Genomic DNA, 25,868 nt, shown 5'->3' on the forward strand with positions numbered 1-25,868 from the left:
CTCATAAACGTTGCAAACTAAAACAGGTTAGCAGTTTGAGACGGGTAAGGAGTGCAAAGTGATGCATATGCATATTTTTGAAGGAGCACGGCATCTTTCTAGTAGTGAATGGGTTATTCGGGCTATTATAGCATACATATTTTTAATATTAGTTGCGAAAGCGATGGGACAAAGGTCTATCGCACAACTTCGTTTTTTAGATGTTGTATTAGTGTTATTGCTTGGTGGGAATATTTCTAATGCATTGTCTGATGAAAAAGTAGGGTTACTGGGCTCGATGATTACAACGTTCATACTCGTTGTACTTCATATTATAAGCTCAGTTTTAATGCTGAAATGGGATAGATGGAGACGTTTTTTAGAGCCAGCACCTATCATTCTTATACATAATGGTTCCATTGATTTTAGCAATTTGAAAAAGGCGAGAATTACCGTGGAATATTTGTTTTCGGAACTTCGTATGCGAAATGTGAGCGATATTCAAACGATTAAATTAGCATTATGGGAAGCGAACGGTGTCGTTTCTATATTTCGGTATCCAGAATATGAAGCAGTTTCGCGGCTTGATCTTAAAGTGGCGGGAAAAAAATCTCCAGTTTCTTTTGTATTAGTAAAGGTTGGGAGGATACAGAAAGATGTTCTTGCATTATTAGGAAAAACAGAAGCGTGGGCGAGAAAATTTCTAGAGGAGAGTACAGAAGTCGAATCTATTATGTTAGCTACAGTAGATGAATCACATAAAATAAATATTTTGTTAAAAAAATGAAAAATATACGCATTTTGTCGTTTCGTACATATGATACAATAGTGTGGACAACGAAAAAGGAGGCGATACGGTGGGATATGTAGAAGAATTACGAAAAATAGTTGGTCATCGCCCTTTAATTTTAGTTGGTGCTGTTGTACTCGTTATAAATGAAAATGGATATGTTTTATTGCAGCAGCGGACAGAGCCGTACGGAAAATGGGGGCTACCTGGTGGGCTAATGGAGCTTAGTGAATCACCAGAAGAAACAGCTTATCGTGAAGTATATGAAGAGACAGGAATAAAAGTGAAGAACTTGCGACTAATCAATGTATTTTCTGGAGCGAACTACTTTACAAAATTAGCAAACGGTGATGAATTTCAATCTGTAACAACCGCCTATTATACGGGTGAATACGAAGGGGATTTTGTTATGAATAAAGAAGAAGCAGTTCAGCTTAAATTCTTTTCAGTAACAGAACTACCTGACTATATTGTAGGATCGCATAAAAAAATGATTGCTGAATATATGAAGATTATGGAAAAAAAGATATAATCATAGTGAAAGAAATACAAAAACACAGTTCTGGTTGGTAGTCCAGACGCATGATTTCATGTCAGTAACCTTCCCCTCCGGGATGTCCCGTATTTCTAATCTTTTAAAGGAGGGGCTGTCAATGGATTTGACAGTATATCACGATGGCCAATTTTTTGTTGGAATCATTACATGCAAAGAAAAAGGGAAATTGTATGGAGCGAGGTATATTTTTGGAGCGGAACCGTCAGATGAAGAAGTGCTTATGTTTGTGAATGGTTCAATTTTAGAGCATTTTCAGCACTTTGCAAAATGTGGTGTAGAAGTTAAAGAAAAACAGCGTCCTAAAAACATAAAGCGTATCATACGACAAGCAGCAAAAGAAACAAATGTTAAACGTTTTACTAAGGCGCAAGAGGCGATTAGTTTATCTTATGAATTGCATAAGCAAGAAAAGAAAGTGCAGTCTAAAGAGAAGCGAGAAGCTGAAAAAGAAAGAAGACGTTTAATTAAAGTATTAAAAGCAAAGCAAAAACATCGTGGTCATTAAAGAAAAGGTGTTAGAGCAAGAGCTCTAACACCTTTTCTATACTTAAATACAAGTAAACTTACTTGTATTTCATAAACATTAACTGGTAAGATACAAATAGGTAGTTTTAGAGGAGGGAAAAGAGTGATTAATTTTAACTTTTTTATGAATGATGTTGTCCGCCAAGCGCGTGAAGAGATTGTCTCTGCTGGATATACAGAATTGACGACGCCAGAAGCGGTAGAAGAAGCGTTTAAAAGAAATGGAACAACACTTGTAATGGTAAACTCTGTATGTGGTTGTGCAGGTGGTATTGCTCGTCCTGCTGCTGCGCATTCCGTACATTATGATAAACGTCCTAACCACCTTGTAACGGTGTTTGCAGGTCAAGATAAAGAAGCGACAGCAAGAGCGCGTGAATATTTCGAAGGGTACCCACCTTCTTCTCCATCATTTGCTTTATTAAAAGATGGAAAAATTGTAACGATGGTAGAGCGTCATGAAATTGAAGGTCATGAACCGATGCAAGTTATTGCCAAACTACAATCATATTTCGAAGAGAATTGTGAAGAACTATAAAAAATAAGAGAAAAGGCGGCACGTCCACAATCAAGTGGATGTGCCGCCTTTTTTATTTATTATTAAAATTTCTGAGATATGCATAGTTGTGTTGTTTTATGCATTTTTTTATACATAATAAACAGCATTTATATTGTTTTGTTATTTATTTTTATTTTATATATTGCATAAAAATAAAAGTGCTGATACAATACAGACATCGAATAAATATTCTATTAAACTTTTAAATATACATTATTAGGGGGAAGAAAGATGAAGAAGTTAGTATCAATATCGTTTGCACTTATTTTAATTTTAAGTATGTTCAGCGCTTGTAGTAATGGGGAATCGAAAGAAACAAAAGGAAATAAGAAAGTACTCGTAATGGGAACTTCAGCAGATTATAAACCATATGAATACGTAGAAGCTTCAAAAAGTGATGAAATTATCGGCTTTGATGTTGATGTTGCTAAATATATCGGAAAAGAACTTGGGTATGAAGTGAAAGTGAAAGATATGGATTTTGGTGGTTTATTAGCATCTCTTAGTTCAGGAAAAGTTGATTTCGTAATGGCAGGCATGACGCCAACTGCAGAGCGTAAAAATAATGTTGATTTTACAGATATTTATTTTGTTGCGAAAAATATGGTCGTTTCTAAAAAGGATTCTAACATTAAATCTGTAGAGGATTTAAAAGGGAAAAAAGTAGGGGTACAAACAGGATCTATCCAAGAAGAGAAAGCAGCAGAATTTAAAAAACAAGTAGATTTCCAAGTTGAGGGACGTGACCGTATACCAGAAATCGTACAAGAAATTAAAGCTGGTCGTTTTGACGCTGCAATTATAGAAGATACAGTTGCTAAAAATTATTTAGAGAAAATGAAAGATTTACAAGGAATTGAAATTAAAGAAGCGCCAGAAGAAGTTGGAGCAGCAATTGCCCTTCCGAAAAACAGTGATAAAACAGCTGAATTTAATAAAGTAATTAAAAAAATGCAAGAAAATGGAGAAATGGATAAATTAGTGAAGAAATGGTTTGGCAGCGGAAAATAAGCTGCCTTTCACTTTTCTGTGAGGGGAATGAAAAGAATGAACTTAGATTTTTCGGCGATTACGCCTTCGATACCATATATATTAAAAGGTTTAGAAGTTACTTTGAAAATTGTAGCAGTATCAGCTCTAGCAGGATTTATTTTAGGAACGCTATTAGCACTTTGTAAAATTGCTAGAATACGAGCATTAAATATAGCAGCAGATTTTTATACATCAATTTTTCGTGGTACACCCCTTGTATTGCAATTAATGATTATTTATTTCGGTGTCCCGCAAATAATTGGTTATGAAATACCAGCATTCTTAGCTGCTGTACTTGCATTTAGCTTGAATTCAGGTGCATACATGTCAGAAGTAATTCGTGCTGGTATTCAAGCGGTTGATAAAGGACAAACAGAAGCAGCAATGGCTTTAGGGGTACCATACGGAAAAATGATGAGAAATATTATTTTCCCTCAAGCATTAAAAAATATATTACCAGCGCTTGTGAACGAATTTGCGACACTTACGAAAGAATCGGCTGTAGTAACAGTAATAGGCGCGACTGATTTAATGCGTCGTGCTTACATCGTAGGCGGTGAGACATTTAAATATCTTGAACCATTACTTTTTGTTGGACTGATTTATTATATGTTAGTCATTATTCTTACATTAGTCGGGAAGGCAATTGAAGGGAGAATGAAGAAAAGTGATTAAAATTGAAAACCTTCATAAATCATTTGGTAAAAACGAAGTATTAAAAGGAATTACAACAACGATTGAAAAAGGGGAAGTAGTTGCAATTATAGGACCTTCTGGATCAGGAAAATCAACATTTTTACGTTGTATGAATATGTTAGAAGCACCAACGGATGGTCACATTTGGATTGGAACGGAAGAAGTAACGAATCCGAAAACGAATGTTATGCATGTTCGTGAAAATGTCGGTATGGTATTTCAACATTTTCACTTATTTCCTCATATGACTGTATTAGAAAATATTACGTATGCTCCTACCAATGTAAAAGGGGTAACGAAGCAAGAAGCTGAAAAGAAAGCTGAGAAACTTTTAGAAAAGGTTGGACTAGTAGATAAAAAAGATACGTATCCAAATCGTCTTTCGGGAGGACAAAAGCAACGTGTAGCAATTGCAAGAGCGTTAGCAATGGAACCCGAAGTTATGTTATTTGATGAACCGACATCGGCGCTAGATCCAGAGATGGTGAAAGAAGTGTTAGAAGTTATGAAATCGTTAGTTACGACAGGAATGACGATGGCTATCGTTACACATGAAATGGGCTTTGCAAAAGAAGTGGCAGATCGTGTTCTTTTCTTGGACGGAGGAAAGCTTGTAGAAGATAGTGCGCCAGAAGAATTTTTTGCAGCACCGAAAAGTGAACGTGCGCAACAATTTTTACAAAAAATATTGTAATATGAAAAGGTTATGTGAATAATAAGTAGAAAAGGATGACATTGTGTCATCCTTTTTTTATACTAGCTGTAAATACGTTTATACATATAGGAGTAATGATATGTTTAAAATTGGATACCGTACAGTAAAAACAGCAATAGGGACAGGCGCGGCAGTTTTTATTGCTCAGTTATTAGGGTTGGAATTTTATAGTTCAGCAGGTATTTTAGTTATTTTATGTGTACAAAATACGAAGCGCAAATCGCTTCAAGTGTCGTTACATCGTTTTCTAGCTTGTGTATTATCAATGGTATTCGCGTTTTGTATTTTTGAAACGATCGGCTATACACCACTTGCAATTAGCATATTGTTACTTACATTTATTCCGACTGCAGTAATGCTTAAAATTCAAGAAGGCATTGTCACGAGTTCAGTTATTGTTATGCATCTATATTCATTGAAGCAAATTACATGGCTTATAGTTGGAAATGAAATTGCTATATTAACGATAGGGATTAGCGTGGCGTTATTAGTAAATATGTATATGCCGAGTAGTGAAAATAAGCTAAAAGAGTATCAGGATAAAATAGAGAGCAATTTTAAAACGATTTTGTTTGAAATGGTTGTGTATTTACGAAATCGAGAAAGTAGTTGGAGTGGGGCAGAACTCATTGAAACCGAGAATATGTTAAATGAAGCAAGAGATTTATCGTTTAAAAAACTTGAGAATGCATTTATGCGAGAAGATGATTATTACTATCGTTATTTTAATATGCGTATGCAACAATTCGAAATTTTAGAGCGAATGATACCACTAGCAGCTTCTTTATCATGGACATATGAACAAGCTGACATGATTGCAGATGTTGTTGAAAACATTGGTAATGCTATTAGCCCTGAGAGTACTGGCGTTATTTCCTTAAGGCAGCTTCAAGAAATGAGGGAATTATTTAGAGACATGCCATTACCAGCTACACGCGAAGAATTTGAGATACGTGCGAAACTTGTTCAACTTGTGTATGAAATGGAACAATATTTACTCATTAAAAGTCGCTTTAAGGGAAAGGATAATATAAAAGAACTTATATAGAAGGTAGGAATTATCTATGCCGTATCTTCTCTCTATCATATTATGTCTTTCTTTATCGCCGATTTGGCCTCTTGGGGATAATCCACGTGCCGGAGATCCTTTTATTATTGTAAATAAAGCAACGAATAAATTAGCTTACATTGACGATGGAAAGATTCAAAAGGTTTTTCCAGTAGCGACAGGGAAAACGAATGAATTAACTCCAGAAGGAACTTTTGATGTTGTAATGAAAGCGAAGGATCCGTATTATATTGCGAAGGATATTCCAGGTGGGTCGCCAAAAAATCCACTTGGGTCAAGGTGGATTGGATTTAATGCAAGAGGAACTGATGGAAGTAAATATGGAATACATGGAACAAACCAACCGAGTTCAATTGGAAAGTATATTTCACAAGGGTGTATAAGAATGAAGAAAAACGATGTGGAATATTTGTTTGATCGCATTCCAATTGGAACGAAAGTATGGATTGTGAAATCGAAAAAATCATTTCAGCAATTGGCAAAAGAAAAAGGAGCCGTTGCATATGAAAAAGCCAACGAAAAGGTTGGCTTTTTCTATTATAATAAGTTGTCTTGACATGTGTACATAACCGTGCGTTAATGAGAATATAGAAAGATAAAATTAGATAAAGGGGTTGCTCATATGTACTTGAATCCAAAACTTTCGTATATGCAGTTTTTTATGGGATTTCTATTTGTTATTACATTCATATTGGCAACTTTTAATATATGTTCTTATCTTGTAGCGATTGTATGTATGGCATTACTTAATCTAACTTTTGTTATTGGAGCATTTCAGCAGAAACAATATACAAGTTTTGTAATAGCACTTGTAATGTCATTTTCCTTTAGTATTGTAGCGATTGTGTTTTATATAAAATAAACCATCTCGATGTCGAGATGGTTTATTTTGTCATGTGTAAAAAGTAAAAAAAGGACGAACACATCGCCCTTTTTACCAAAACATACTCGCGCCAGCAAGTAATGTTGTTACAAGCATAGAAATCAGCATCACATAAACCATAACTTTTTGAGCTTTTTTATGCATCGTTATACCTCCTTGCAAATCAGTACAATTTCATTGTAACGAGAAATGAAATTATGGACAAGGGGAGAGTGAGGACAAAATTCGGGAGGGGATTGCAAAATATAACAGGAAATTTGAGTGTGTATAGAGAATATAGTAAAAGGGTATATTGTTAATTTTTAGTTGGGCAAGCTGAAGAATGGAGATACGATGATGAAAATATACGAAACAGATCGTTTATACTTAAGGGAAATTGATGAGTCGTATGCTGAAACAGTTCTTCAATATTACGACAGAAATCGTGAATTTTTAAAAGCTTGGGAAGAGTATAGACCGGATGATTTTTTTACGCTAGATTATCAAAAGAAAAAGTTGCAAAAGGATAGAAAAGAGTTCGAAGAAGGGAAAATCATCAGACTATGGATTTTTAAAAAGGGTGATGATACGAAAATAATTGGGTGTATTTCATTTAATTTAATCGTTCGTGGCATTTATCAATCTTGTGTACTCAGTTATAAATTAGATAAAGCAGAGTTAAACAAAGGGTATACGACAGAAGCGCTTAGAAAAGCAATTCAAGTTGCTTTTGGGGAATTTCAGTTACATCGTATAGAAGCTCCGATTATGCCTCGTAATTTAGCATCTATACAAGTAGTAACGAAGATAGGTTTTCAATATGAAGGCGTGTCTAGGAAGATGTTAATGGTAAATGGCGTGTGGGAAGATCATATGCGCTGGGTATTGTTAAATGAGTAATAGAAAGCAGATGGTTATCTAGACATGTAAACCATCTGTTTTTTGTCTTGTATTTCGAAACTTTTGCGAAATTCTGTTATAATTAATAGTGTTACATACATAATGGTAGTGCAGGAGGCGCAGTCTTATGATTAATCAAGAACGTTTAGTAAATGAATTTATGGAATTAGTACAAGTAGATTCTGAAACGAAATTTGAAGCAGAAATCTGCAAAGTATTAACGAAGAAATTTACAGATTTAGGTGTAGAAGTATTTGAAGATGACACAATGGCTGTAACTGGTCATGGTGCAGGTAACTTAATTTGTACTTTACCAGCAACAAAAGATGGTGTTGATACAATTTACTTTACTTCTCATATGGATACAGTAGTTCCTGGTAATGGAATTAAGCCTTCTATTAAAGATGGATATATCGTATCAGATGGTACAACAATTTTAGGTGCGGATGATAAAGCTGGATTAGCATCAATGTTCGAAGCAATCCGTGTTTTAAAAGAGAAAAATATCCCTCATGGTAAAATAGAATTTATTATTACAGTCGGAGAAGAATCAGGTCTTGTTGGTGCAAAAGCATTAGACCGTGAGCGTATTACAGCGAAATATGGCTACGCATTAGATAGCGATGGAAAAGTTGGTGAAATCGTTGTTGCAGCTCCAACACAAGCGAAAGTGAACGCAATTATTCGCGGGAAAACAGCTCACGCTGGTGTAGCGCCGGAGAAAGGTGTATCTGCAATTACTATCGCAGCGAAAGCAATTGCGAAGATGCCACTTGGTCGCATTGACTCTGAAACGACTGCAAATATTGGACGTTTTGAAGGTGGTACACAAACGAATATCGTTTGCGATCATGTACAAATCTTTGCAGAAGCTCGTTCTTTAATTAATGAGAAAATGGAAGCACAAGTTGCGAAAATGAAAGAAGCATTTGAAACAACTGCAAAAGAAATGGGCGGTCATGCAGACGTTGAAGTAAACGTTATGTACCCAGGATTTAAATTTGCTGATGGCGATCACGTTGTAGAAGTTGCAAAACGTGCAGCTGAAAAAATTGGTCGTACACCTTCTCTTCACCAAAGTGGTGGCGGAAGTGATGCAAACGTAATTGCAGGACATGGTATCCCAACAGTTAACTTAGCGGTTGGTTATGAAGAAATTCATACAACAAACGAGAAGATTCCTGTTGAAGAATTAGCAAAAACAGCAGAATTAGTTGTTGCAATTATTGAAGAAGTAGCGAAGTAATGGAATAGAAAAAGCGTGTAAATCAATTATGATTTACACGCTTTTTATTTTGATTCGATTGCTTTGACAAGACGTATAAGCGAATATAAGAAAAACTATGGAAGTATATACGTTGTTGCTACATGTACTAGACGAGGGAATAACCCTAACGTATTCATATTGAAAATCGGAAGTAGTAAATAATTAATTGCAATGATTAATATAACTACAAGGAATGTATAGTTGAGTTTATCCCGCTATTTGCCGGACAGTAAGACCCCTACCTCAAAATTCAGCGAAAGTAAAGAAGTTAGGTGGGGGCCCTGCTGCCCGTAAAAGTCCGATTAGTGAGAGTCGATTAAAGTTTCGATTTATATCGATTATAAAAAAGAACAAGTAATTATTATAACTATTGTGCAAAATTTGATATAATAAAAGAACGAACGTTCTGATTAGGGAGTGAGTACTATGCGAGAAATGTATCCGAAAAATGGTCGTGTTATTTTACATGTAGATATGAATTGCTTTTTCGCATCTGTTGAAATTGCTCATGATCCATCATTACAAGGAAAGCCATTAGCGGTTGCTGGAAATGAAAAAGAGAGAAAAGGAATTATTATAACATGTAGTTATGAGGCGAGAGAATACGGAATACGTACGACAATGCCCCTTTGGGAAGCGAAAAGGTTATGCCCGCAATTAATTGTAAGGCGTCCTAATTTCACATTATATCGCGAAGCTTCATTTCAAATGTTTCAAGTCCTTTCTCGTTTTACAGAAAAGATACAACCAGTCTCAATAGATGAAGGATATTTAGATATTACAGATTGCTACGCACTTGGTTCGCCTCTTGAAATAGCAAAGATGATTCAACAAGCACTATTAACAGAGTTGCAGCTTCCGTGTAGTATCGGAATCGCTCCAAATCTTTTCCTAGCAAAAACAGCTTCTGATATGAAAAAACCTCTCGGTATTACCGTACTTCGAAAACGTGATGTTCCAGAAATGATTTGGCCACTTTCAGTTGAAGCAATGCATGGGATTGGAGAAAAAACAGCTGAAAAATTAAATGAAATTCATATACATACAATTGAACAGTTAGCGAAGGGAGACGAGCATATCATTCGCGCTAAAATTGGCAAGCACGGTATTGATTTACAAAAGCGTGCAAAAGGTACGGATGATAGGGAAGTGGATCCGAGTCAAATGGGCCAACATAAAAGTGTCGGTAACTCGATGACTTTTTCAAAGGATATGGATGAAGAGAAAAAATTACTTGATATGTTAGAACGGTTATCAAAATCAGTGAGTAAAAGATTACAAAAGCGAACCCTTGTCAGCTATAATATTCAAATTATGATTAAATACCATGATAGGCGAACAGTAACACGGAGTAAGCAATTGAAAAATGCAATTTGGGAAGAACGCGATATTTTTCAAGCAGCATCCCGTTTATGGAAGCAACATTGGGATGGTGATTCCGTTCGTTTACTAGGTGTTACAGCTACTGAAATAGAGTGGAAGACAGAATCGGTGAAACAATTAGATTTATTTTCATTTGAAGAGGATGCGAAAAAAGAACCACTACTTGCTGTCATTGATCAAATTAACGATAAGTATGGAACACCGATTTTACAACGAGGTAGTCAACTACTACGTAAGCAAGAGAAGTCGTTTCAACAAAAGTTAGAAAATAAGTTTATGTAGAAGGTGTCATGAAGTAGTAAAATCATGACACCTTTCCTATTATACAGGCACCAAGTGATACGAGAGCATTTGTCCGTAACCCAGCCATTCGGTGTCTCCATTGTCTTTCCATTCCAATGCAAGCTCCTACAATAATTGCTATAACTAACCTGAATACAATGTCGTACCATACCATCATGGTCACCTCCATATATAATATGTGTTATGTTTTTTAGAATGAGCGGGGGATACCCACTCATTCTTATTTTTACAACCAGCTATGAAACTTTTTAATATAAAGCTTTTTCAGGAATTGTGTTAAAAAAGCGTAGCCTAATAGTATTCCTACTAACCAAGGGAAATAGTTAAGTGGCAATGCTTGTAAACCAACGGCTGCACCAAGTGGTGAGAATGGAATATAAATCCCGATTGCCATAATAAGAGCGGTTAATAAAACGACTGGTGTTGATGCAGTGCTTTGAATAAATGGAATCTTTTGTGTTCTTATCATGTGAACAATTAAAGTTTGTGTTAACAATCCAACGACAAACCAACCGGACTGGAATAATGATTGCTCGCTCGGTGTATTTGCACCAAATACATTCCACATGACTACGTATGTGATAATATCAAATATAGAACTAATTGGGCCGATACAAATAATGAAGTTTCGTAAGTTTGCAGTATCCCATTTTCGTGGTTTTTCTAGAAACTCTTTATCCATTTTGTCCCATGGAATAGAAAGTTGTGAAATATCATAAAGTAAGTTTTGAATTAAAAGATGAATGGCAAGCATCGGTAAAAAAGGAATGAAAGCACTTGCTACTAACACGCTAAACACATTACCGAAGTTAGAGCTAGCTGTCATCTTAATATATTTTAAAATATTTCCGAATGTAGTACGTCCTTCTAAAATCCCTGCTTCTAATATAGTTAAACTTTTTTCGAGTAGAATAATATCGGAAGCTTCTTTCGCAATATCAGTAGCAGTATCAACAGATATTCCGACATCAGCTTCACGTAATGCTACAGCATCGTTAATGCCGTCTCCCATGTAACCTACAGTGTATCCATTTCCTTGTAATGCGTGTATAATACGAGATTTTTGTATGGGATTAAGCTTCGCAAATACAGTCGTTTCTTCGGCAAGTTTTGCTAATGCTTTATCTGGTAAAGAATCAATCTCGTAACCGAGGATTGGTTCGCAGATATCTAATCCAACTTCTTTACAAACCTTTCTTGTAACAATTTCGTTATCGCCAGTTAAAATTTTCACTTGTACACCATGTTTTTGTAATGCTTGAATTGCAGCTGCTGCAGATGGTTTCGGTGGATCTAAAAAGCCGATATATCCAGCGAGAATCATATCAGTTTCGTCTTTTACTGCGTACTCTGTATCATTTATTCTTCTATCTTTTTTATAAGCCACAGCAATAACCCGCATACCTTCACTATTTAGTGTCTCACTTAGTTTTTTGACATTTGAACGTATTTCCTCGGTAAGTGGAACGATTTTTTCATCCACTTCAGTGTAGTTACAAATTGATAAAATTTCTTCTACGGCACCTTTACAAACCATTGTATGTTCACCTGAAATATCCTTTACGATGACTGACATACGCCGGCGGGCGAAATCGAATGGAATTTCATCTAGCTTTTGAAAAGCAGATGGATTAAATGTATTGTTTTCCTCTGTATGCTTAATAACAGCTTTATCTATTAAATTTTTCAATCCAGTTTGATAGAAACTATTTAAATAGGCAAATTGCAAGACGCGATTGCATTCATTTCCCTTGGGATCTAAGTGACGAACAAGGACAACTTTATCTTCTGTTAAAGTTCCGGTTTTATCTGTACAAAGAATGTTCATAGCACCTAAGTTTTGAATAGAATTTAGCTGTTTTACAATTACTTTTTGTTTAGACATTTTAACGGCACCTTTAGCTAAATTAGCAGTTACAATCATTGGTAACATTTCAGGTGTAAGGCCAACAGCGATGGCAATAGCGAAGAAGAAAGCTTCTTGCCAATCACCTTTTGTGAATCCATTAATGAGAAGGACAATAGGTGCCATAATAAGCATGAATGTAATTAAGAGCCAGCTTACTTTGTTTACACCTTTATCAAAGCTTGTTTCTACACGCTTTCCAATTACCTTATTGGCTAAAGAGCCGAAATACGTATCGGTACTTGTTGAGATAACAACAGCTTTTGCGCTACCACTTACAATATTTGTTCCCATGAAACAAAGGTTTTCCATATCGAGTGGATTGTAATTTTTTTTCATGTTTGTCGGTAAGATATGCTTATTTTCTGTATGGTAGCAGTGTTCGTATTTTTCTACAGGAAGTGCTTCCCCTGTTAAAGAAGATTGATTAACAAATAAATCTTTAGCGGATACAATACGCACATCAGCTGGAATGATATCACCGGCTGAAAGGGAAATGATATCGCCAGGTACAAGTTCCTCAATTGGAATTTCTGTTGTGTAATTTTGATTTAAATTCGTTACATTTTTTGTTTCATGTACAAATCCATTTATTCTAAATACGCTTGCAGTTGTTCGAACCATAGCTTTTAACTTATCGGCAGCTTTTTGAGAACGAAATTCTTGGGAAAACCGAATTGTTGCACTAAGTAGTACCATTGCAGATACGACAATTGTTCCTTGCATATCATCCGTGAAAAAGGAGAGTGCTCCAAGAGCTAATAAAACGAAAATAAATGGATTTTTAAATGCCAGCAGAAATTGAATGTACCACGGCGCCATTTTATTATGAGCTATTTCGTTCGGACCATATAAACAAAGTCTACGAGACGCTTCTTGTTTAGATAATCCATCTTGTGTTGTTTCTAAAAGTTTTAACGCAGAGCTTACATCTTGTGTTGCAACCTCCACTAATAATTCGTTATTTGTTTTCATGCTATCTTGCTCATAAGCATGCTTTGTTTCTTGTCTTTGTAAATTAAACATCGGTAGTTCCTCCTCTGTCATGAAGGAGGAAACAATCTGTTACCTAACTATTTGAAATGGTGAGGAACAGTTTCTTTCCTACCTACATGATGAAATATGAATGTAAAACGTATGGGTATCTGGGCCGAATCATCAATTGCCAACTGTTCCTCACCTCCGTACAATTTAGTAGTTTCTGAATATGCTATGTTTGTTTCATAGTAAGGTGCATATAGACGTAAAAAGACCTTTACTCAAAACGAGTAAAGGTCTGAATTCGCAGTTAAAAGAGTCCACAAGAAAGACTGTTAGTAGACATAAATAAAAACAGTTTTTGTGTATGACAAAATACATGCACCTCTCCCTCGTTGAGTTTTAGCACTGTATAGCATAGGTACTGAAACCAGCTACATTAAAAAAGGCCTTCATTCCGACCTTTCCTGTTGACCCATTGGCGTCTCTCGACATTTTTGGGCAGCAGCGTTTCTCTATACAGGAGCCTCACCTAACAGAGACCATATTTAATTACATGTTGAATGTTAGCACTGTAAAATTGTAGTGTCAATATCTTTTTTATCTGTGTTTTTAAAATATTAAACGGATTTATAATAGATATGTGGGATGAAATGTATGATATTGATTATAAATAATATGAAAAATAAATATTTTTATAAAAGGGGAATTTGTAATGGGACCACAAAATTTTATTATAAATATTGAAAATCAAAAGTGGTTGTTTAATGAGCAGGAAGATTTATGTTCTCACGGGGAAATTTATTTAAATGTGGATGGAACGATTATTACACAAACAGGTATGGATGAGGAATGGGGAATAAGTGAATCAGCTTTAGCTCTGTTACGAACTTTAGATAAAGAATATATTTGTGATATTGAAAATGAAGAGGGGCTTATTTTGCACGGATGTGGCACTATGCTCATGTTAGGATGCCCAATTTCAATTCATTGGACTATAAACCATATAGGTGAAAATGTGGTTTTAAAGGATTTTGTCAAAGTTATTTCTACTGATCAAAAGGCTATATACTATGAAGGGCTTCATATAGAAGTAAATGAAAATGAATATAGAAAACAAATTGTTTCTTTTGCGCTACAAGCAAAAGAATTATTCAATAAATCAAGTGAAAAGATAATTTTAAATGAGTTTGAGCGAAGTATGTATACCGACTTTTGGACGGAATATAATCATTTGCTAAATAAGTATAAATAAAAAAGCACTGTAACCAGTGCTTTTTATTATAGATTACGAGATTGTAGGGTTTTCAAAAATAACAATCTCTGAACTGTTTGTAGTTGAAACGCGTTGGGCGTAATATGTTAAAGCTGAAGAAATATATGCTGGTAACGTATCATTTGTATGTGATGTTGTATATTCATGGATTAATTCCTTTAAAGTTGTCCATTCTAATTGTGCTGGGTGATCAGACACGAAAGAACTTACCCAGCGATCAAATGAAGATGAAAAATCAGTTTGTAAACGAAATACTTCTTTCATAATAAAACGCTCCCTTAAAATGTAGTATAATCATTTTAACACAAAACACGAACGATTGCTAAATTTTTTAAGTATAACGTTCGTGTTATATAGTTGTCTAGATGATTGGTTATGTAAATTCAATTTGCCATTTGAAATAACATTCCGTAAGATGAGAGATAGAGTATATTTAGAGCTGGAGGAAAGAAAGTGGAATTTGTATTTTTAGGAACTGGTGCAGGTGTTCCTTCAAAAGGAAGGAACGTTTCAGCAATTGCTTTACAATTGTTAGAAGAACGAGGACAAACTTGGTTATTTGATTGTGGCGAGGCCACGCAACATCAAATATTACATACATCTGTACGTCCGCGCCGCATTGAAAAAATATTTATTACGCATTTACATGGCGATCATATTTTTGGATTGCCTGGTTTATTAGGTAGCCGTTCATTTCAAGGAGGAACTACGCCTTTAACGGTGTATGGACCGAAAGGAATTAAACAATTTATTGAAGTGGCATTATCGGTAAGTACGACACATGTGAAATATCCACTTGAAGTTGTGGAGATAACAGAAGAAGGTACCGTATTTGAAGATAATGAATTTTATGTAGAAACGAAAAGATTGTCACACGGTATAGAATGTTTTGGATATCGTATTGTAGAGAAAGATATACAAGGTGCTCTTTTAGTTGATAAGTTGCTTGAGATGGGTGTGAAACCAGGTCCAATCTTTAAACGTTTAAAGGATGGAGAAGTAGTTGAATTAGAGGATGGCACGATATTAAATGGAAATGAGTTTATCGGCCCACCTCAAAAAGGAAGAATTATTACTATCTTAGGTGATACGCGATATTGCGAAGCGAGTAGGGAGCTTGCGCAAGATGCAGATGTACTTGTCCATGAAGCGACTTTCGCAGCAGAAGATGAGCAACAAGCGCATGATTATTTTCATTCCACATCTAAGCAAGCTGCGAGCATTGCACTTCAGGCAAATGCGAAGCGATTAATCTTAACTCACATTAGTTCTCGCTATCAAGGAGATACATATAAGGAATTATTGAAAGAGGCAAGAGAGTTGTTTTCTAATACAGAAATAGCGACAGATTTGAAATCATTCCCAGTAGAAAAATAATAATTTTGTAAAAAATGGTAACGGTGGGTTGCCATTTTTTTATGTCTAAAAAAATTTTAAAATAAAACTGTTATTATTTTATACTTATACTTGGATGATACAGAAAATTAGAATGGTTTGAATATATACGATAAAAATACGAAATAATGATTATTTAGAAAAACTGTTATATAAGTCAGATGACATACAAGTGATACAAATAGCGGGAATGGAGTTTTATTCAGAACTTTTAAAATTCAACAAAAGTAAGCGTTTTATAAAAAACAAGCTATAATGAGGGCAGATTATAATTTATGATAAGTCACATGCTTTTTAGTTATTATCGTAACAAGTGAAGTTGACTAAACCATGAGAGAGTAACATGAGAATTATAATAGGAAAGATATCGCTTGTTTATGCTATCCTTGCAATGGCTTCTGTGTTAAACTTTGGATTGCTACCAGACTTTATTGTGGATTATATATCATTTTTTAATGAAAATAATGCTAAGATTCTTATGTATTATTATAACTGGTATTATTTCAGGTTATATTGGATTACTTTTATTTAAAAATTATCCAATTCATACAGCAGAACAAATTCGTGGTACAACTGGAAAAGCGACAGATGTAGCAGGTTAATAGAATAGTAGAATAAATTTTTGCATAGAGGTTTAGGGGGAGTTATGATGAAGTATCGCTCAGTATTTGATATTATCGGTCCAGTTATGATTGGACCATCAAGTTCACATACAGCAGGCGCGGCAAGAATGGGGCAAGTTGCTCGCCAGCTGTTTCGTCATGAACCAGAAAGAGTAAGCATTTCGTTATATGGATCATTTGCAAAGACGTATCGAGGGCATGGTACGGATGTAGCACTAATCGGTGGAATATTAGGATTTGAAACAGATGACTTACGTATTCCAGAGGCGCTAGAAATAGCAAAAGAGCGCGAAATTGAAGTGGAATTCATTGAAGAAGATGCCAATGCACCTCACCCAAATACAGCGAGAATTCGTTTGTATAAAGGTGAAGATGAAATTGAAGTTGTTGCTTGCTCAATTGGTGGCGGTAAAATTGAAGTTGTAGAATTAAACGGATTCGATCTTCAATTATCAGGCACGAGCCCAGCACTACTTATTGTAAATAACGATCGCTTCGGTGCTATTGCAGCGGTAGCTTCAATCCTTGCGAAACATGAGATTAACATCAGTACAATGAGTGTTTCTCGTAAAGAAAAAGGAAGAAGAGCACTTATGGTCATTGAAACAGATGAATTATTAGCAGATGAAGTAATTGAAGAAATAAAAGCGCAACAAAATATTTGTCAAGTAACTATTATGGAATAATTGCAGGGGGGACACACCATGTTTCGGAACGCAGCGGAACTAGTGGCGCAAGCTAAAGAACAAAATGTAAAAATCGCAGAAATTATGATTCAATGTGAAATGGAAACAAGAAGTATTTCACGTGAAGAAGTAATTGCTGGTATGGAAAAGAACTTAGTAGTGATGGAGCAAGCAGTAGAACGTGGTATTCGCGGCGTGAAATCACCAACTGGTTTAACTGGTGGAGATGCTGTAAAAGTTCAAGCGTATATGAAGAGCGGAAAAGGCTTATCAGGAGATACGATTTTGGACGCAGTAAGCAAAGCTGTTGCAACAAATGAAGTAAACGCGGCGATGGGAATTATTTGTGCAACACCAACAGCAGGGTCTGCTGGAACAGTGCCAGGTGTACTATTTGCACTAAGAGAAAAATTGCAGCCTACACGTGAAGAAATGATTGAATTCTTATTTACAGCAGGAGCTTTCGGTATGGTTGTTGCGAATAACGCTTGTATTTCTGGTGCAGCGGGAGGATGCCAAGCTGAAGTTGGTTCAGCAAGTGGAATGGCGGCTGCAGCTGCAGTTGAGATGGCTGGTGGAACACAAGATCAAGCAGCTACAGCGATGGCAATTTCATTAAAGAACATGCTTGGTTTAGTGTGTGATCCTGTTGCAGGACTTGTAGAAGTACCTTGTGTAAAACGTAATGCAGCAGGAGCTGCAAATGCGATGATTTCAGCAGATTTAGCATTAGCTGGTGTAACGAGTACAATTCCATGTGATGAAGTAATTGAGGCAATGTTTAGAATTGGACAAACGATGCCAGTAGCACTTCGTGAAACAGCAGAAGGTGGACTTGCAGCAACGCCGACTGGTCGCCGCCTGCAAGAAGAGATTTTTGGGAAGAACAATAACTAAGTGTAATTATAGAAAAAGGAGCTCAAATAAACTTGAGCTCCTTTTTCTATTTTTCTTTTGTTAGTTGTTCTAATGTTTTTCCAAGATTATGTGATCGTTTCGTTGCCTGTGTAATACAAGAAATAAGTGCTTGTTGAAATTTATGTTCTTGTAATACTTCAATACCTGCTTCGGTAGTTCCACCAGGAGAAGTAATTTCCTTTCTCAAAATAGAAGGGTGTTTGTCACTTGCTTTTAGCATTTCAGCAGCACCAATCATCGTTTGAAGAATAAGTGATTTTGCAACATCTTCTTTTAAACCAATTTTTTTTGCAGCTTCTTCCATAGCTTCCACTACGTAATAAATATAAGCAGGTCCACTTCCGGATAATGCAGTGACAGCATGCATATCTTCTTCCTCTACAACAGAGACGAGACCAATCGTTTCAAATAAAGATGTTGCAGTGCGAATATGCTCCGCTGTTGCATGTTTTGAAGGGGAGATAGCGGTAGCTGATTTTAAAATGGCTGCGGATGTATTTGGCATTGCACGAATAATTGGAACGTCTTTTTGAAGTAGTTTTCTAATTGAGTCAGTAGAAACACCTGCTAGTAATGAAATAATAAGCACGTTATTATTTATGTATTCTTTAAAAGGGGTAAGCGCCTCTGCAACATCCTTTGGTTTCATTGCTAGAAAAAGAATATTTGCATCAGTAAGTAATTCTTTTTTATTATGAGTACCTTTGACACCGTATTTTTTATGTAGCTCTTGTAATCTTGTCTCGTTAGAACGATTACTTACAGTAATTTGTTCACCTTTAACGACATTTGCATGTAACAAGCCACTAATAATAGCTTCGGCAATAGAGCCTGCACCGAGAAAGGAAATGTTTTGAATAGACATGATGTTCCTCCTTTAATTTTGGTTAGAAATTCTTATAAATGTACATACATTCGTTTTTTTATAGGAAACACCTCTTTTTATCTGAAAATAATGACAAATATATATAGAAGTTGTAAACTGAAGAAGTATTCATTTTTGAACCGGAAAGAGACAGGGGGGCTAAGCATGACGGCGATTCACCGAATGGAGATTCCTGTACCATTTGCAGTGGAAACTGTGAATGTGTTTTTAGTTGAGGGGGAGACATTAACATTAATTGATACAGGGACGAATACAGAAGAGGCAAGGAATGCGTTAGAAAGTCAATTAGGTGCATTAGGACATACGATAGAAGATATTGAAACAGTAGTCATTACGCATCATCATGCAGATCATTGTGGACTTTTAAATATATTTTCTGAGAAGACGAATATTATTGGACATCCTTGGAATGAGCCTTGGATTACACAAAATCCAGAATTTTTAAAGCGGTATCATGAATTTTTTAGAGAGACGGCCTTACAGTTTGGTGTGCCAGCAGCATTTTTGAAAGACGAGTCGTTATTGACGACGAGGACACTTAAATATTCTTGTAATAGATCGTTAACGCATACTGTGAGAGAAGGAGATCGTATTGATTCTTTGCCTGGATTTACAGTACTTGAAACACCAGGTCATGCTTCTACTCATATTTCTTTATATAGAGAATCTGATGGAATATTAATTGGTGGAGATGCTCTCATTAGTCATATTTCTTCGAATCCAATACTAGAACCGCCATATGAAGGGCAAACAGAGCGGGCACGCCCATTACTACAATATAATCAAACATTACAGCGTTTAAGCGAAATGAATATTTCACGCATTTTATCAGGGCATGGGGAAGATGTTCTAAATGTGAAACAACTTATTGAAACGAGATTACAAAAGCAAGAAACACGTGCTTTTAAAGTGCTTGAGTTATTAAAGGAAAAACCAATGACAGCATTTGAAGTATGTGTAAAACTATTTCCGGTATTATATAAAGAACAATTACCACTTACTATTTCAGAAACGGTTGGACAATTGGACTATTTAGCATATAATCAACAAGTGATGATTGATGAGTCATCGCAACAATTGATTTATTATGCAAAGTAGGTGACAGCAATGACAGGACGTTTACAAAATAAAGTAATCGTCATTACAGGTGCTTCTAGTGGGATTGGTGAGCAAGTTGCAATGCAAGTTGCAGCACAGGGAGCGACTCCAGTATTAATGGCTCGAACAGAAGAGAAACTACAAGCGTTAGTAGACAAAATTAAAGAAACTTATAATACGCTTTGCTATTATTATGTATTAGATGTAAGTGAAGAGATGGAAGTACAGTCTGTTTTTTCAAAGGTATTACAAGAAGTGGGACGTATTGATATATTAGTAAACAATGCGGGATTTGGTATTTTTAAAACGTTTGAAGATGCGTCAATGGGTGAAGTAAAAGATATGTTCCAAGTAAATGTATTTGGATTAGTAGCATGTACGAAAGCGGTACTACCTTATATGGTAAACAAGAATGAAGGACATATTATTAATATTGCTTCACTTGCTGGAAAAATTGCAACTCCGAAATCAAGTGCGTATGCAGCAACGAAACATGCTGTATTAGGATTTACGAATAGTTTACGCATGGAATTAGCGAATACAGATATTTATGTTACAGCAATTAATCCAGGTCCGATAGATACAAACTTTTTTGAAATAGCGGATCAATCTGGTACATATGTAAAGAATATGGGACGTTACATGTTAAAACCAACATACGTAGCAGAACAAATCGTAAAGTCGATGCACACGAAAAAACGTGAAGTAAACTTACCGAAGTGGATGGGAATTGGTCCAAAACTTTATGCTTTATTCCCAGGTTTGTTTGAACGTGTAGCAGGTAAATCATTAAGTAAAAAATAGGAGATTTCCACATGGAAATCTCCTATTTTTTATTGTTTTCCAGTCACATAATCATAAACAATATCCTCAATCTCCTCGTATAAATCAATTTCAATATTTGAATGAGTCACCGTTTGAATATGTTTCACTAGCATTTCCTGATCTTCTTTTGATATTGGACTGCATTGATATTGCTGAAAACTTTTTATAATCATTTTCTCAATTAATTTTTCGTTCATATTTTTTCCCGCCTGTATGTACGTATGTATTGTTTTATTGTACTTGAAGTGAAATAAAAAAACTACCATGCACTATTTTTGTATAAAAATTCGGTTGTGTGTAATGTTTTTCTAGTAAAATTAAGTTTTTTCACTTTTAAAAATTTATAAATATTTAATTGACTCTATAAATATACAATATTATAATCATACTTAATTTAAAGAATCGATTTGAGGAGGAACTTATGAAAGTCGCAATTATTGGAGCCACTGGATATGGGGGCATTGAGTTAATTCGTTTATTAGAACAACATCCATATTTTTCGATAGCATCTCTTCATTCTTTTTCGCAAGTTGGTGAGTGTATAACAAATGTATATCCGCATCTTCGAAATGTCCTTTTTCATACGTTACAAGAAATCGATGTGGAGACAATAGGGAAAGAAGCAGAAATCGTATTTCTAGCAACACCAGCAGGAGTATCGGCGGAGTTAACTCCCAAGTTATTAGCAGAAGGTTTAAAAGTAATTGACCTATCTGGAGACTTTCGTATGATAGATCCTTCGTCATATGAACTGTGGTATAAAAGGCCAGCAGCGAAAGAAGAAATTCTTAGAAAAGCAGTGTATGGGTTAAGTGAATGGAAGAGGACTGGGATTCAAAAGGCAAATTTAATTGCAAACCCAGGATGTTTTGCTACAGCCACATTGCTAGCGATAGCGCCGTTAATACGTAGCGGCATGATTGAAGAAGATTCGATTATTATTGATGCGAAATCAGGGGTATCAGGAGCAGGTAAAACACCAACAACAATGACTCACTTTCCTGAGCTATATGATAACTTGCACATTTATAAAGTGAATGAGCATCAGCACGTTCCAGAGATTGAGCAAATGCTTACAGAATGGAATAATGGATCACAGCCAATTACATTTAGCACACATTTAATACCGATATCACGAGGAATTATGATTACACTTTATGCAAAAGTAAAACAAAAGATGGAAATAAAGCAACTTCAAAAATTGTATGAAGAAACGTATGAACAATCGTCTTTCATCCGAATTTGTACGCAAGGGAAATTTCCAAGTCCAAAAGAAGTGAGAGGCTCAAATTATTGTGATATTGGCATAGCTTACGATGAAAGAACTGAAAGAGTTACGGTCGTTTCTGTTATAGATAATATGATGAAAGGCGCGGCTGGGCAAGCGATTCAAAATGCAAACATAATAGCGGGACTAGAAGAGACAACAGGTTTACAACATATGCCGCTTTATCTATAAGGGGGACATGATGATTAAAGTAGCGTCTATTACAAAATTAGAAAATGGTTCAATTGTAACGCCTAAAGGCTTTTCGGCAATTGGTACTGTAAATGGTCTGAAAAAGGAGAAAAAGGATTTAGGGGCAATCGTTTGTGACGTACCAGCATCATGTGCCGCTGTGTATACAACGAATCAAATACAAGCAGCCCCTTTGCAAGTAACGAAGGATAGTATAACGGCAGAAGGGAAGTTACAAGCAATTATCGTTAATAGTGGAAATGCAAATGCTTGTACTGGAATGCAAGGATTACAAGACGCATACGAGATGCGCGCGTTAGGGGCGGAACATTTTGGAGTGAAAGAAAATTACGTTGCAGTAGCTTCAACAGGTGTAATTGGTGTTCCACTGCCGATGGATATAATCCGAAAGGGGATTGCAACTCTTATACCGACGAAGGAAGAAAGTGGAGCGTATTCTTTTTCTGAAGCAATTTTAACGACGGATCTTATCACGAAAGAAACTTGCTATGAAATGATTATTGATGGGAAGAAAGTGGCGATTGCGGGTGTTGCAAAAGGTTCAGGGATGATTCATCCGAATATGGCAACGATGCTTAGTTTTATTACGACAGATGCTCATATAGAGCATGACGTATTGCAAACAGTGTTATCCCAAATTACGAATCATACATTTAATCAAATTACGGTAGATGGAGATACTTCTACGAATGATATGGTCATCGTTATGGCAAGTGGATTATCAGAAACAAGACCGATAAATATGGAACATACAGATTGGGAAACTTTCGTATGTGCTTTACAGAAGGTATGTGAAGATTTAGCGAAAAAAATTGCGCAAGATGGTGAAGGCGCTACGAAGTTAATAGAAGTAAATGTGCTAGGAGCTCAAACGAATGAAGAGGCAAAAAAAATTGCAAAGCAAATAGTCGGTTCGAGTCTTGTGAAAACAGCAATACATGGTGAAGACCCAAACTGGGGGCGAATTATTAGCAGTATTGGACAAAGTGAAGTAGTTATTAATCCGAACACAATTGACATTACTCTTCAATCTATATCGGTATTAAAAAATAGTGAGCCTCAAATATTTTCTGAAGAAGAAATGAAAGAGAGATTACAAGAAGATGAAATAGTCATTAATGTGTACTTACACTTAGGTGAAGAGACAGGATCAGCTTGGGGCTGTGACTTAAGCTATGAATATGTGAAAATAAATGCTTGTTATCGTACATAAGGAGAGAGAAGATGAGCGATTATATTGTAGTGAAATGCGGCGGTAGTATGTTGAATCAATTAAATGATGTGTTTTTTGAATGTATAAAGAAATTGCAACAGAAGTATAAAGTAGTGATTGTTCATGGTGGTGGACCAGAAATTGATGCCAAATTAAAAGATTGTAACATCAACGTAGAAAAAAGAGATGGATTACGGATAACACCAAAAGAAGTTATGGATGTTGTTCAAATGGTGCTATGCGGAAGTACGAATAAAAAATTCGTAATGAATTTACAAAAGCATAATTTACTTGCTGTAGGTTGTTCAGGGTGTGACGGCAATTTACTTCAAGTTCAACCTGTCAGCGAGGAGATAGGATATGTGGGAGAAGTAAGTTATGTAGAAACAGCCTTATTAAAAGGATTAATAAATATAGGGTATATTCCTGTTATTGCTCCAATCGGGGTAAATGGTAATGAAATTTATAACATAAATGCGGACAATGCTGCAGCTGGGATTGCGGCCGCGTTAGGGGCAAAAGAGCTGATTTTTATTACGGATGTAGATGGAATATTACATGAAGGGAATTTGGTAAAGGAAACGGATGAATCTGAAATTGCTACTTTTATAGAAACAGGTGTTATTACAGGTGGGATGATTCCGAAAGTACAGGCGGCACTAGCATCATTAAAAATGGGAGTGCAAAAGATAAGTATTGTGAATGGTACAAAAGATTTTACTGAGGTTACGGGAGAGTGTATTGGAACGACGGTAACGAAAGGCGTGAGTATTGCATGACGAGTCACCTTTTTCAAACGTATGGCAGAAGAACTATTGAGTTTGTAAAGGGAACTGGAACGAAAGTTATTGATAATAACGGTAAGGAATATTTAGATTTCACATCAGGAATTGGCGTATGTAATTTAGGACATTGTCACCCTACTGTTCTCAAAGGTGTACAAGAGCAACTTGATGATATATGGCATATATCTAACCTGTTTACAAACAGCTTACAAGAAGAAGTTGCGTCATTATTAACAGAAAATAGAGCATTAGATTATGTGTTTTTCTGTAATAGTGGGGCAGAGGCAAATGAAGCGGCTTTAAAGTTAGCACGTAAACATACTGGAAAATCTCTTGTCGTAACATGCCAGCAGTCTTTTCACGGTAGAACATTTGGAACGATGAGTGCAACGGGCCAAGATAAGGTGAAAGAAGGGTTTGGTCCATTACTTCCATCTTTTTTACATATCCCTTTTAACGATATTAAAGCATTAGAGGAAGTAATGAATGAAGAAGTTGCGGCGGTAATGGTAGAAGTTGTTCAAGGAGAGGGAGGAGTAATACCTGCTGATCTATCTTTTTTGAAAGAGATTGAAACATTATGTAATAAGTTCGGTTCCTTATTTATTATAGACGAAGTACAAACGGGGATAGGAAGAACTGGAACACTATTCGCTTATGAACAAGTTGGAATAGAGCCTGATATCGTTACCGTTGCAAAGGCACTTGGGAATGGGATTCCTGTCGGAGCGATGATTGGCGGGAAAGAGCTCGGAACGTCGTTTACTGCAGGATCACACGGTTCAACTTTTGGCGGGAATTACATCGCGATGGCTGCAGCGAAAGAAGTATTGCAAGTAAGTAAAAGACCATCGTTTTTAAAAGAAGTACAAGAAAAAGGTGAGTACGTATTAGAGAAGTTGCAAGAGGAATTACAGCATGTCGAATGTATTCAAAATATACGTGGTAAAGGGCTTATGATTGGGATTGAGTGTAAGCATGAAGTTGCAAGTTTTATAGAACAACTAGAAAACGAAGGACTTCTCGTATTACAAGCAGGCCCTAATGTTATAAGACTATTACCGCCACTCATTGTCACGAATGAAGAGTTAGAACAGGCAGTATATATAATAAAAAAAGTAGTTTGTACAAAAAACGTATCAATCATATAAGGGGGAAGTTTC

Annotated in this window: 29 protein-coding genes, 1 pseudogene and 1 riboswitch; of the genes and pseudogenes, 24 read left to right on the forward strand and 6 right to left on the reverse strand. The window is 35.9% G+C overall.

Translation table 11 applies throughout. The annotated features are described in order from the left end of the window. The first annotated feature begins 61 nt into the window (after positions 1 to 61). The 10 genes from ACS2QP_RS01215 to ACS2QP_RS01260 all read left to right on the forward strand — a co-directional run bounded on the left by ACS2QP_RS01215 (position 62) and on the right by ACS2QP_RS01260 (position 6,783). Entirely contained in the window at positions 62 to 766 is a 705-nt protein-coding gene (locus ACS2QP_RS01215) for a DUF421 domain-containing protein (protein ID WP_326263170.1), read from the forward strand. A 70-nt stretch (positions 767 to 836) separates the two neighbouring features. Next, positions 837 to 1,301: an NUDIX hydrolase gene (locus tag ACS2QP_RS01220; RefSeq protein ID WP_326263171.1), complete on the forward strand. Its 465-nt coding sequence runs from the start codon at positions 837 to 839 to the stop codon at positions 1,299 to 1,301. A 121-nt stretch (positions 1,302 to 1,422) separates the two neighbouring features. Further along, a complete protein-coding gene (locus ACS2QP_RS01225) occupies positions 1,423 to 1,830 on the forward strand; it encodes a YjdF family protein (protein WP_153580650.1) in 408 nt (135 codons plus the stop codon). 144 nt (positions 1,831 to 1,974) lie between these two features. Beyond that, a complete protein-coding gene (locus ACS2QP_RS01230; protein WP_001979317.1) occupies positions 1,975 to 2,388 on the forward strand; it encodes a BrxA/BrxB family bacilliredoxin in 414 nt (137 codons plus the stop codon). A 252-nt stretch (positions 2,389 to 2,640) separates the two neighbouring features. Beyond that, the gene (locus ACS2QP_RS01235) at positions 2,641 to 3,420 is read left to right on the forward strand and encodes a transporter substrate-binding domain-containing protein (protein WP_063537404.1); all 780 of its coding nucleotides are present in this window, start codon (positions 2,641 to 2,643) and stop codon (positions 3,418 to 3,420) included. Positions 3,421 to 3,456: 36 nt separating this feature from the next. Then, positions 3,457 to 4,116: an amino acid ABC transporter permease gene (locus tag ACS2QP_RS01240; protein WP_001046916.1), complete on the forward strand. Its 660-nt coding sequence runs from the start codon at positions 3,457 to 3,459 to the stop codon at positions 4,114 to 4,116. After that, positions 4,109 to 4,831, forward strand: a complete 723-nt coding sequence (locus ACS2QP_RS01245) for an amino acid ABC transporter ATP-binding protein (RefSeq protein ID WP_000590206.1) — start codon at positions 4,109 to 4,111, stop codon at positions 4,829 to 4,831. Before ACS2QP_RS01240 ends, ACS2QP_RS01245 begins: the two co-directional genes overlap by 8 nt. Before the next feature lie 100 nt (positions 4,832 to 4,931). After that, complete coding sequence (locus tag ACS2QP_RS01250; RefSeq protein ID WP_000472671.1) at positions 4,932 to 5,900, forward strand: aromatic acid exporter family protein; 969 nt, start codon at positions 4,932 to 4,934, stop codon at positions 5,898 to 5,900. A 16-nt stretch (positions 5,901 to 5,916) separates the two neighbouring features. Continuing rightward, the gene (locus ACS2QP_RS01255) at positions 5,917 to 6,477 is read left to right on the forward strand and encodes a L,D-transpeptidase (RefSeq protein WP_001146566.1); all 561 of its coding nucleotides are present in this window, start codon (positions 5,917 to 5,919) and stop codon (positions 6,475 to 6,477) included. Positions 6,478 to 6,543: 66 nt separating this feature from the next. After that, a complete protein-coding gene (locus tag ACS2QP_RS01260; protein ID WP_000281167.1) occupies positions 6,544 to 6,783 on the forward strand; it encodes a DUF3894 domain-containing protein in 240 nt (79 codons plus the stop codon). Between the two features lie 72 nt (positions 6,784 to 6,855). Here ACS2QP_RS01260 and prli42 read toward each other — a convergent pair whose 3' ends face one another. Next, positions 6,856 to 6,948, reverse strand: a complete 93-nt coding sequence (gene prli42 / locus ACS2QP_RS01265; protein ID WP_000549040.1) for a stressosome-associated protein Prli42 — start codon at positions 6,946 to 6,948, stop codon at positions 6,856 to 6,858. A gap of 189 nt (positions 6,949 to 7,137) precedes the next feature. On the opposite strand from prli42, the gene ACS2QP_RS01270 reads away from it, so the two are divergent. The 3 genes from ACS2QP_RS01270 to ACS2QP_RS01280 all read left to right on the forward strand — a co-directional run bounded on the left by ACS2QP_RS01270 (position 7,138) and on the right by ACS2QP_RS01280 (position 10,615). Then, positions 7,138 to 7,683, forward strand: coding sequence for a GNAT family N-acetyltransferase (locus ACS2QP_RS01270; RefSeq protein WP_001987197.1), 546 nt, complete (start codon positions 7,138 to 7,140; stop codon positions 7,681 to 7,683). Positions 7,684 to 7,810: 127 nt separating this feature from the next. Next, positions 7,811 to 8,929 (forward strand): tripeptidase T, encoded by a 1,119-nt coding sequence (locus ACS2QP_RS01275; protein WP_000609803.1) that lies wholly within the window; start codon positions 7,811 to 7,813, stop codon positions 8,927 to 8,929. 447 nt (positions 8,930 to 9,376) lie between these two features. Beyond that, positions 9,377 to 10,615 (forward strand): DNA polymerase IV, encoded by a 1,239-nt coding sequence (locus ACS2QP_RS01280; RefSeq protein ID WP_326263172.1) that lies wholly within the window; start codon positions 9,377 to 9,379, stop codon positions 10,613 to 10,615. A 40-nt stretch (positions 10,616 to 10,655) separates the two neighbouring features. Here ACS2QP_RS01280 and ACS2QP_RS01285 read toward each other — a convergent pair. Together ACS2QP_RS01285 and mgtA are read right to left on the reverse strand one after the other, a co-directional pair. Beyond that, positions 10,656 to 10,790, reverse strand: a pseudogene (locus tag ACS2QP_RS01285) (MgtC/SapB family protein); the annotation flags it as partial. Positions 10,791 to 10,862: 72 nt separating this feature from the next. Beyond that, on the reverse strand, positions 10,863 to 13,568 hold the full coding sequence (gene mgtA / locus ACS2QP_RS01290; protein WP_332284729.1) for a magnesium-translocating P-type ATPase: 2,706 nt from the start codon (positions 13,566 to 13,568) through the stop codon (positions 10,863 to 10,865). 331 nt (positions 13,569 to 13,899) lie between these two features. After that, positions 13,900 to 14,067: riboswitch (M-box (ykoK) riboswitch) on the reverse strand. A gap of 168 nt (positions 14,068 to 14,235) precedes the next feature. On the opposite strand from mgtA, the gene ACS2QP_RS01295 reads away from it, so the two are divergent. Then, positions 14,236 to 14,775, forward strand: a complete 540-nt coding sequence (locus ACS2QP_RS01295) for a hypothetical protein (RefSeq protein ID WP_332284727.1) — start codon at positions 14,236 to 14,238, stop codon at positions 14,773 to 14,775. A 33-nt stretch (positions 14,776 to 14,808) separates the two neighbouring features. Here ACS2QP_RS01295 and ACS2QP_RS01300 read toward each other — a convergent pair whose 3' ends face one another. Continuing rightward, positions 14,809 to 15,060 carry a DUF3932 family protein gene (locus ACS2QP_RS01300; protein ID WP_000665709.1) on the reverse strand — a complete coding sequence of 84 codons (252 nt, stop codon included), beginning with the start codon at positions 15,058 to 15,060 and terminating at the stop codon, positions 14,809 to 14,811. A gap of 189 nt (positions 15,061 to 15,249) precedes the next feature. Between ACS2QP_RS01300 and rnz the strand changes: the two genes are divergently transcribed. From rnz to sdaAA, 4 genes are all read left to right on the forward strand, one after another. After that, a complete protein-coding gene (gene rnz / locus ACS2QP_RS01305; protein WP_000397454.1) occupies positions 15,250 to 16,173 on the forward strand; it encodes a ribonuclease Z in 924 nt (307 codons plus the stop codon). A gap of 473 nt (positions 16,174 to 16,646) precedes the next feature. Further along, on the forward strand, positions 16,647 to 16,793 hold the full coding sequence (locus ACS2QP_RS01310; RefSeq protein WP_000699983.1) for a hypothetical protein: 147 nt from the start codon (positions 16,647 to 16,649) through the stop codon (positions 16,791 to 16,793). A gap of 47 nt (positions 16,794 to 16,840) precedes the next feature. Continuing rightward, on the forward strand, positions 16,841 to 17,500 hold the full coding sequence (sdaAB, locus tag ACS2QP_RS01315) for an L-serine ammonia-lyase, iron-sulfur-dependent subunit beta (protein WP_000877445.1): 660 nt from the start codon (positions 16,841 to 16,843) through the stop codon (positions 17,498 to 17,500). A gap of 18 nt (positions 17,501 to 17,518) precedes the next feature. Next, positions 17,519 to 18,397, forward strand: coding sequence for an L-serine ammonia-lyase, iron-sulfur-dependent, subunit alpha (gene sdaAA, locus ACS2QP_RS01320; protein WP_000489461.1), 879 nt, complete (start codon positions 17,519 to 17,521; stop codon positions 18,395 to 18,397). Between the two features lie 46 nt (positions 18,398 to 18,443). Here the strand turns inward: sdaAA and proI are convergent, their stop codons facing one another. Beyond that, a complete protein-coding gene (gene proI, locus ACS2QP_RS01325; RefSeq protein WP_000027283.1) occupies positions 18,444 to 19,283 on the reverse strand; it encodes a pyrroline-5-carboxylate reductase ProI in 840 nt (279 codons plus the stop codon). Positions 19,284 to 19,448: 165 nt separating this feature from the next. Here proI and ACS2QP_RS01330 point away from each other — a divergent pair, with 165 nt between their 5' ends. Next, positions 19,449 to 20,402: an MBL fold metallo-hydrolase gene (locus ACS2QP_RS01330; RefSeq protein ID WP_000125119.1), complete on the forward strand. Its 954-nt coding sequence runs from the start codon at positions 19,449 to 19,451 to the stop codon at positions 20,400 to 20,402. 9 nt (positions 20,403 to 20,411) lie between these two features. Further along, positions 20,412 to 21,206 (forward strand): SDR family NAD(P)-dependent oxidoreductase, encoded by a 795-nt coding sequence (locus tag ACS2QP_RS01335; RefSeq protein ID WP_332284725.1) that lies wholly within the window; start codon positions 20,412 to 20,414, stop codon positions 21,204 to 21,206. A gap of 29 nt (positions 21,207 to 21,235) precedes the next feature. On the opposite strand, the gene ACS2QP_RS01340 is transcribed toward ACS2QP_RS01335, so the two are convergent. After that, positions 21,236 to 21,424, reverse strand: a complete 189-nt coding sequence (locus tag ACS2QP_RS01340; protein WP_001003222.1) for a YqzH family protein — start codon at positions 21,422 to 21,424, stop codon at positions 21,236 to 21,238. A gap of 224 nt (positions 21,425 to 21,648) precedes the next feature. Between ACS2QP_RS01340 and argC the strand changes: the two genes are divergently transcribed. Genes argC through ACS2QP_RS01360 form a run of 4 tightly spaced genes read left to right on the forward strand, consistent with a single transcriptional unit; the run spans position 21,649 to position 25,856 of the window. Beyond that, positions 21,649 to 22,686, forward strand: a complete 1,038-nt coding sequence (gene argC, locus ACS2QP_RS01345) for an N-acetyl-gamma-glutamyl-phosphate reductase (protein ID WP_332284723.1) — start codon at positions 21,649 to 21,651, stop codon at positions 22,684 to 22,686. A gap of 10 nt (positions 22,687 to 22,696) precedes the next feature. Further along, complete coding sequence (argJ, locus tag ACS2QP_RS01350) at positions 22,697 to 23,920, forward strand: bifunctional glutamate N-acetyltransferase/amino-acid acetyltransferase ArgJ (protein WP_332284721.1); 1,224 nt, start codon at positions 22,697 to 22,699, stop codon at positions 23,918 to 23,920. Positions 23,921 to 23,931: 11 nt separating this feature from the next. Continuing rightward, a complete protein-coding gene (argB, locus tag ACS2QP_RS01355) occupies positions 23,932 to 24,699 on the forward strand; it encodes an acetylglutamate kinase (RefSeq protein WP_326263887.1) in 768 nt (255 codons plus the stop codon). Further along, positions 24,696 to 25,856, forward strand: a complete 1,161-nt coding sequence (locus ACS2QP_RS01360) for an acetylornithine transaminase (protein ID WP_326263886.1) — start codon at positions 24,696 to 24,698, stop codon at positions 25,854 to 25,856. Before argB ends, ACS2QP_RS01360 begins: the two co-directional genes overlap by 4 nt. The last annotated feature ends 12 nt before the right edge of the window (positions 25,857 to 25,868 follow it).

This window comes from Bacillus cereus group sp. Bce019 (genome assembly GCF_051781745.1).
In the GTDB taxonomy this organism is placed as follows: domain Bacteria; phylum Bacillota; class Bacilli; order Bacillales; family Bacillaceae_G; genus Bacillus_A; species Bacillus_A cereus.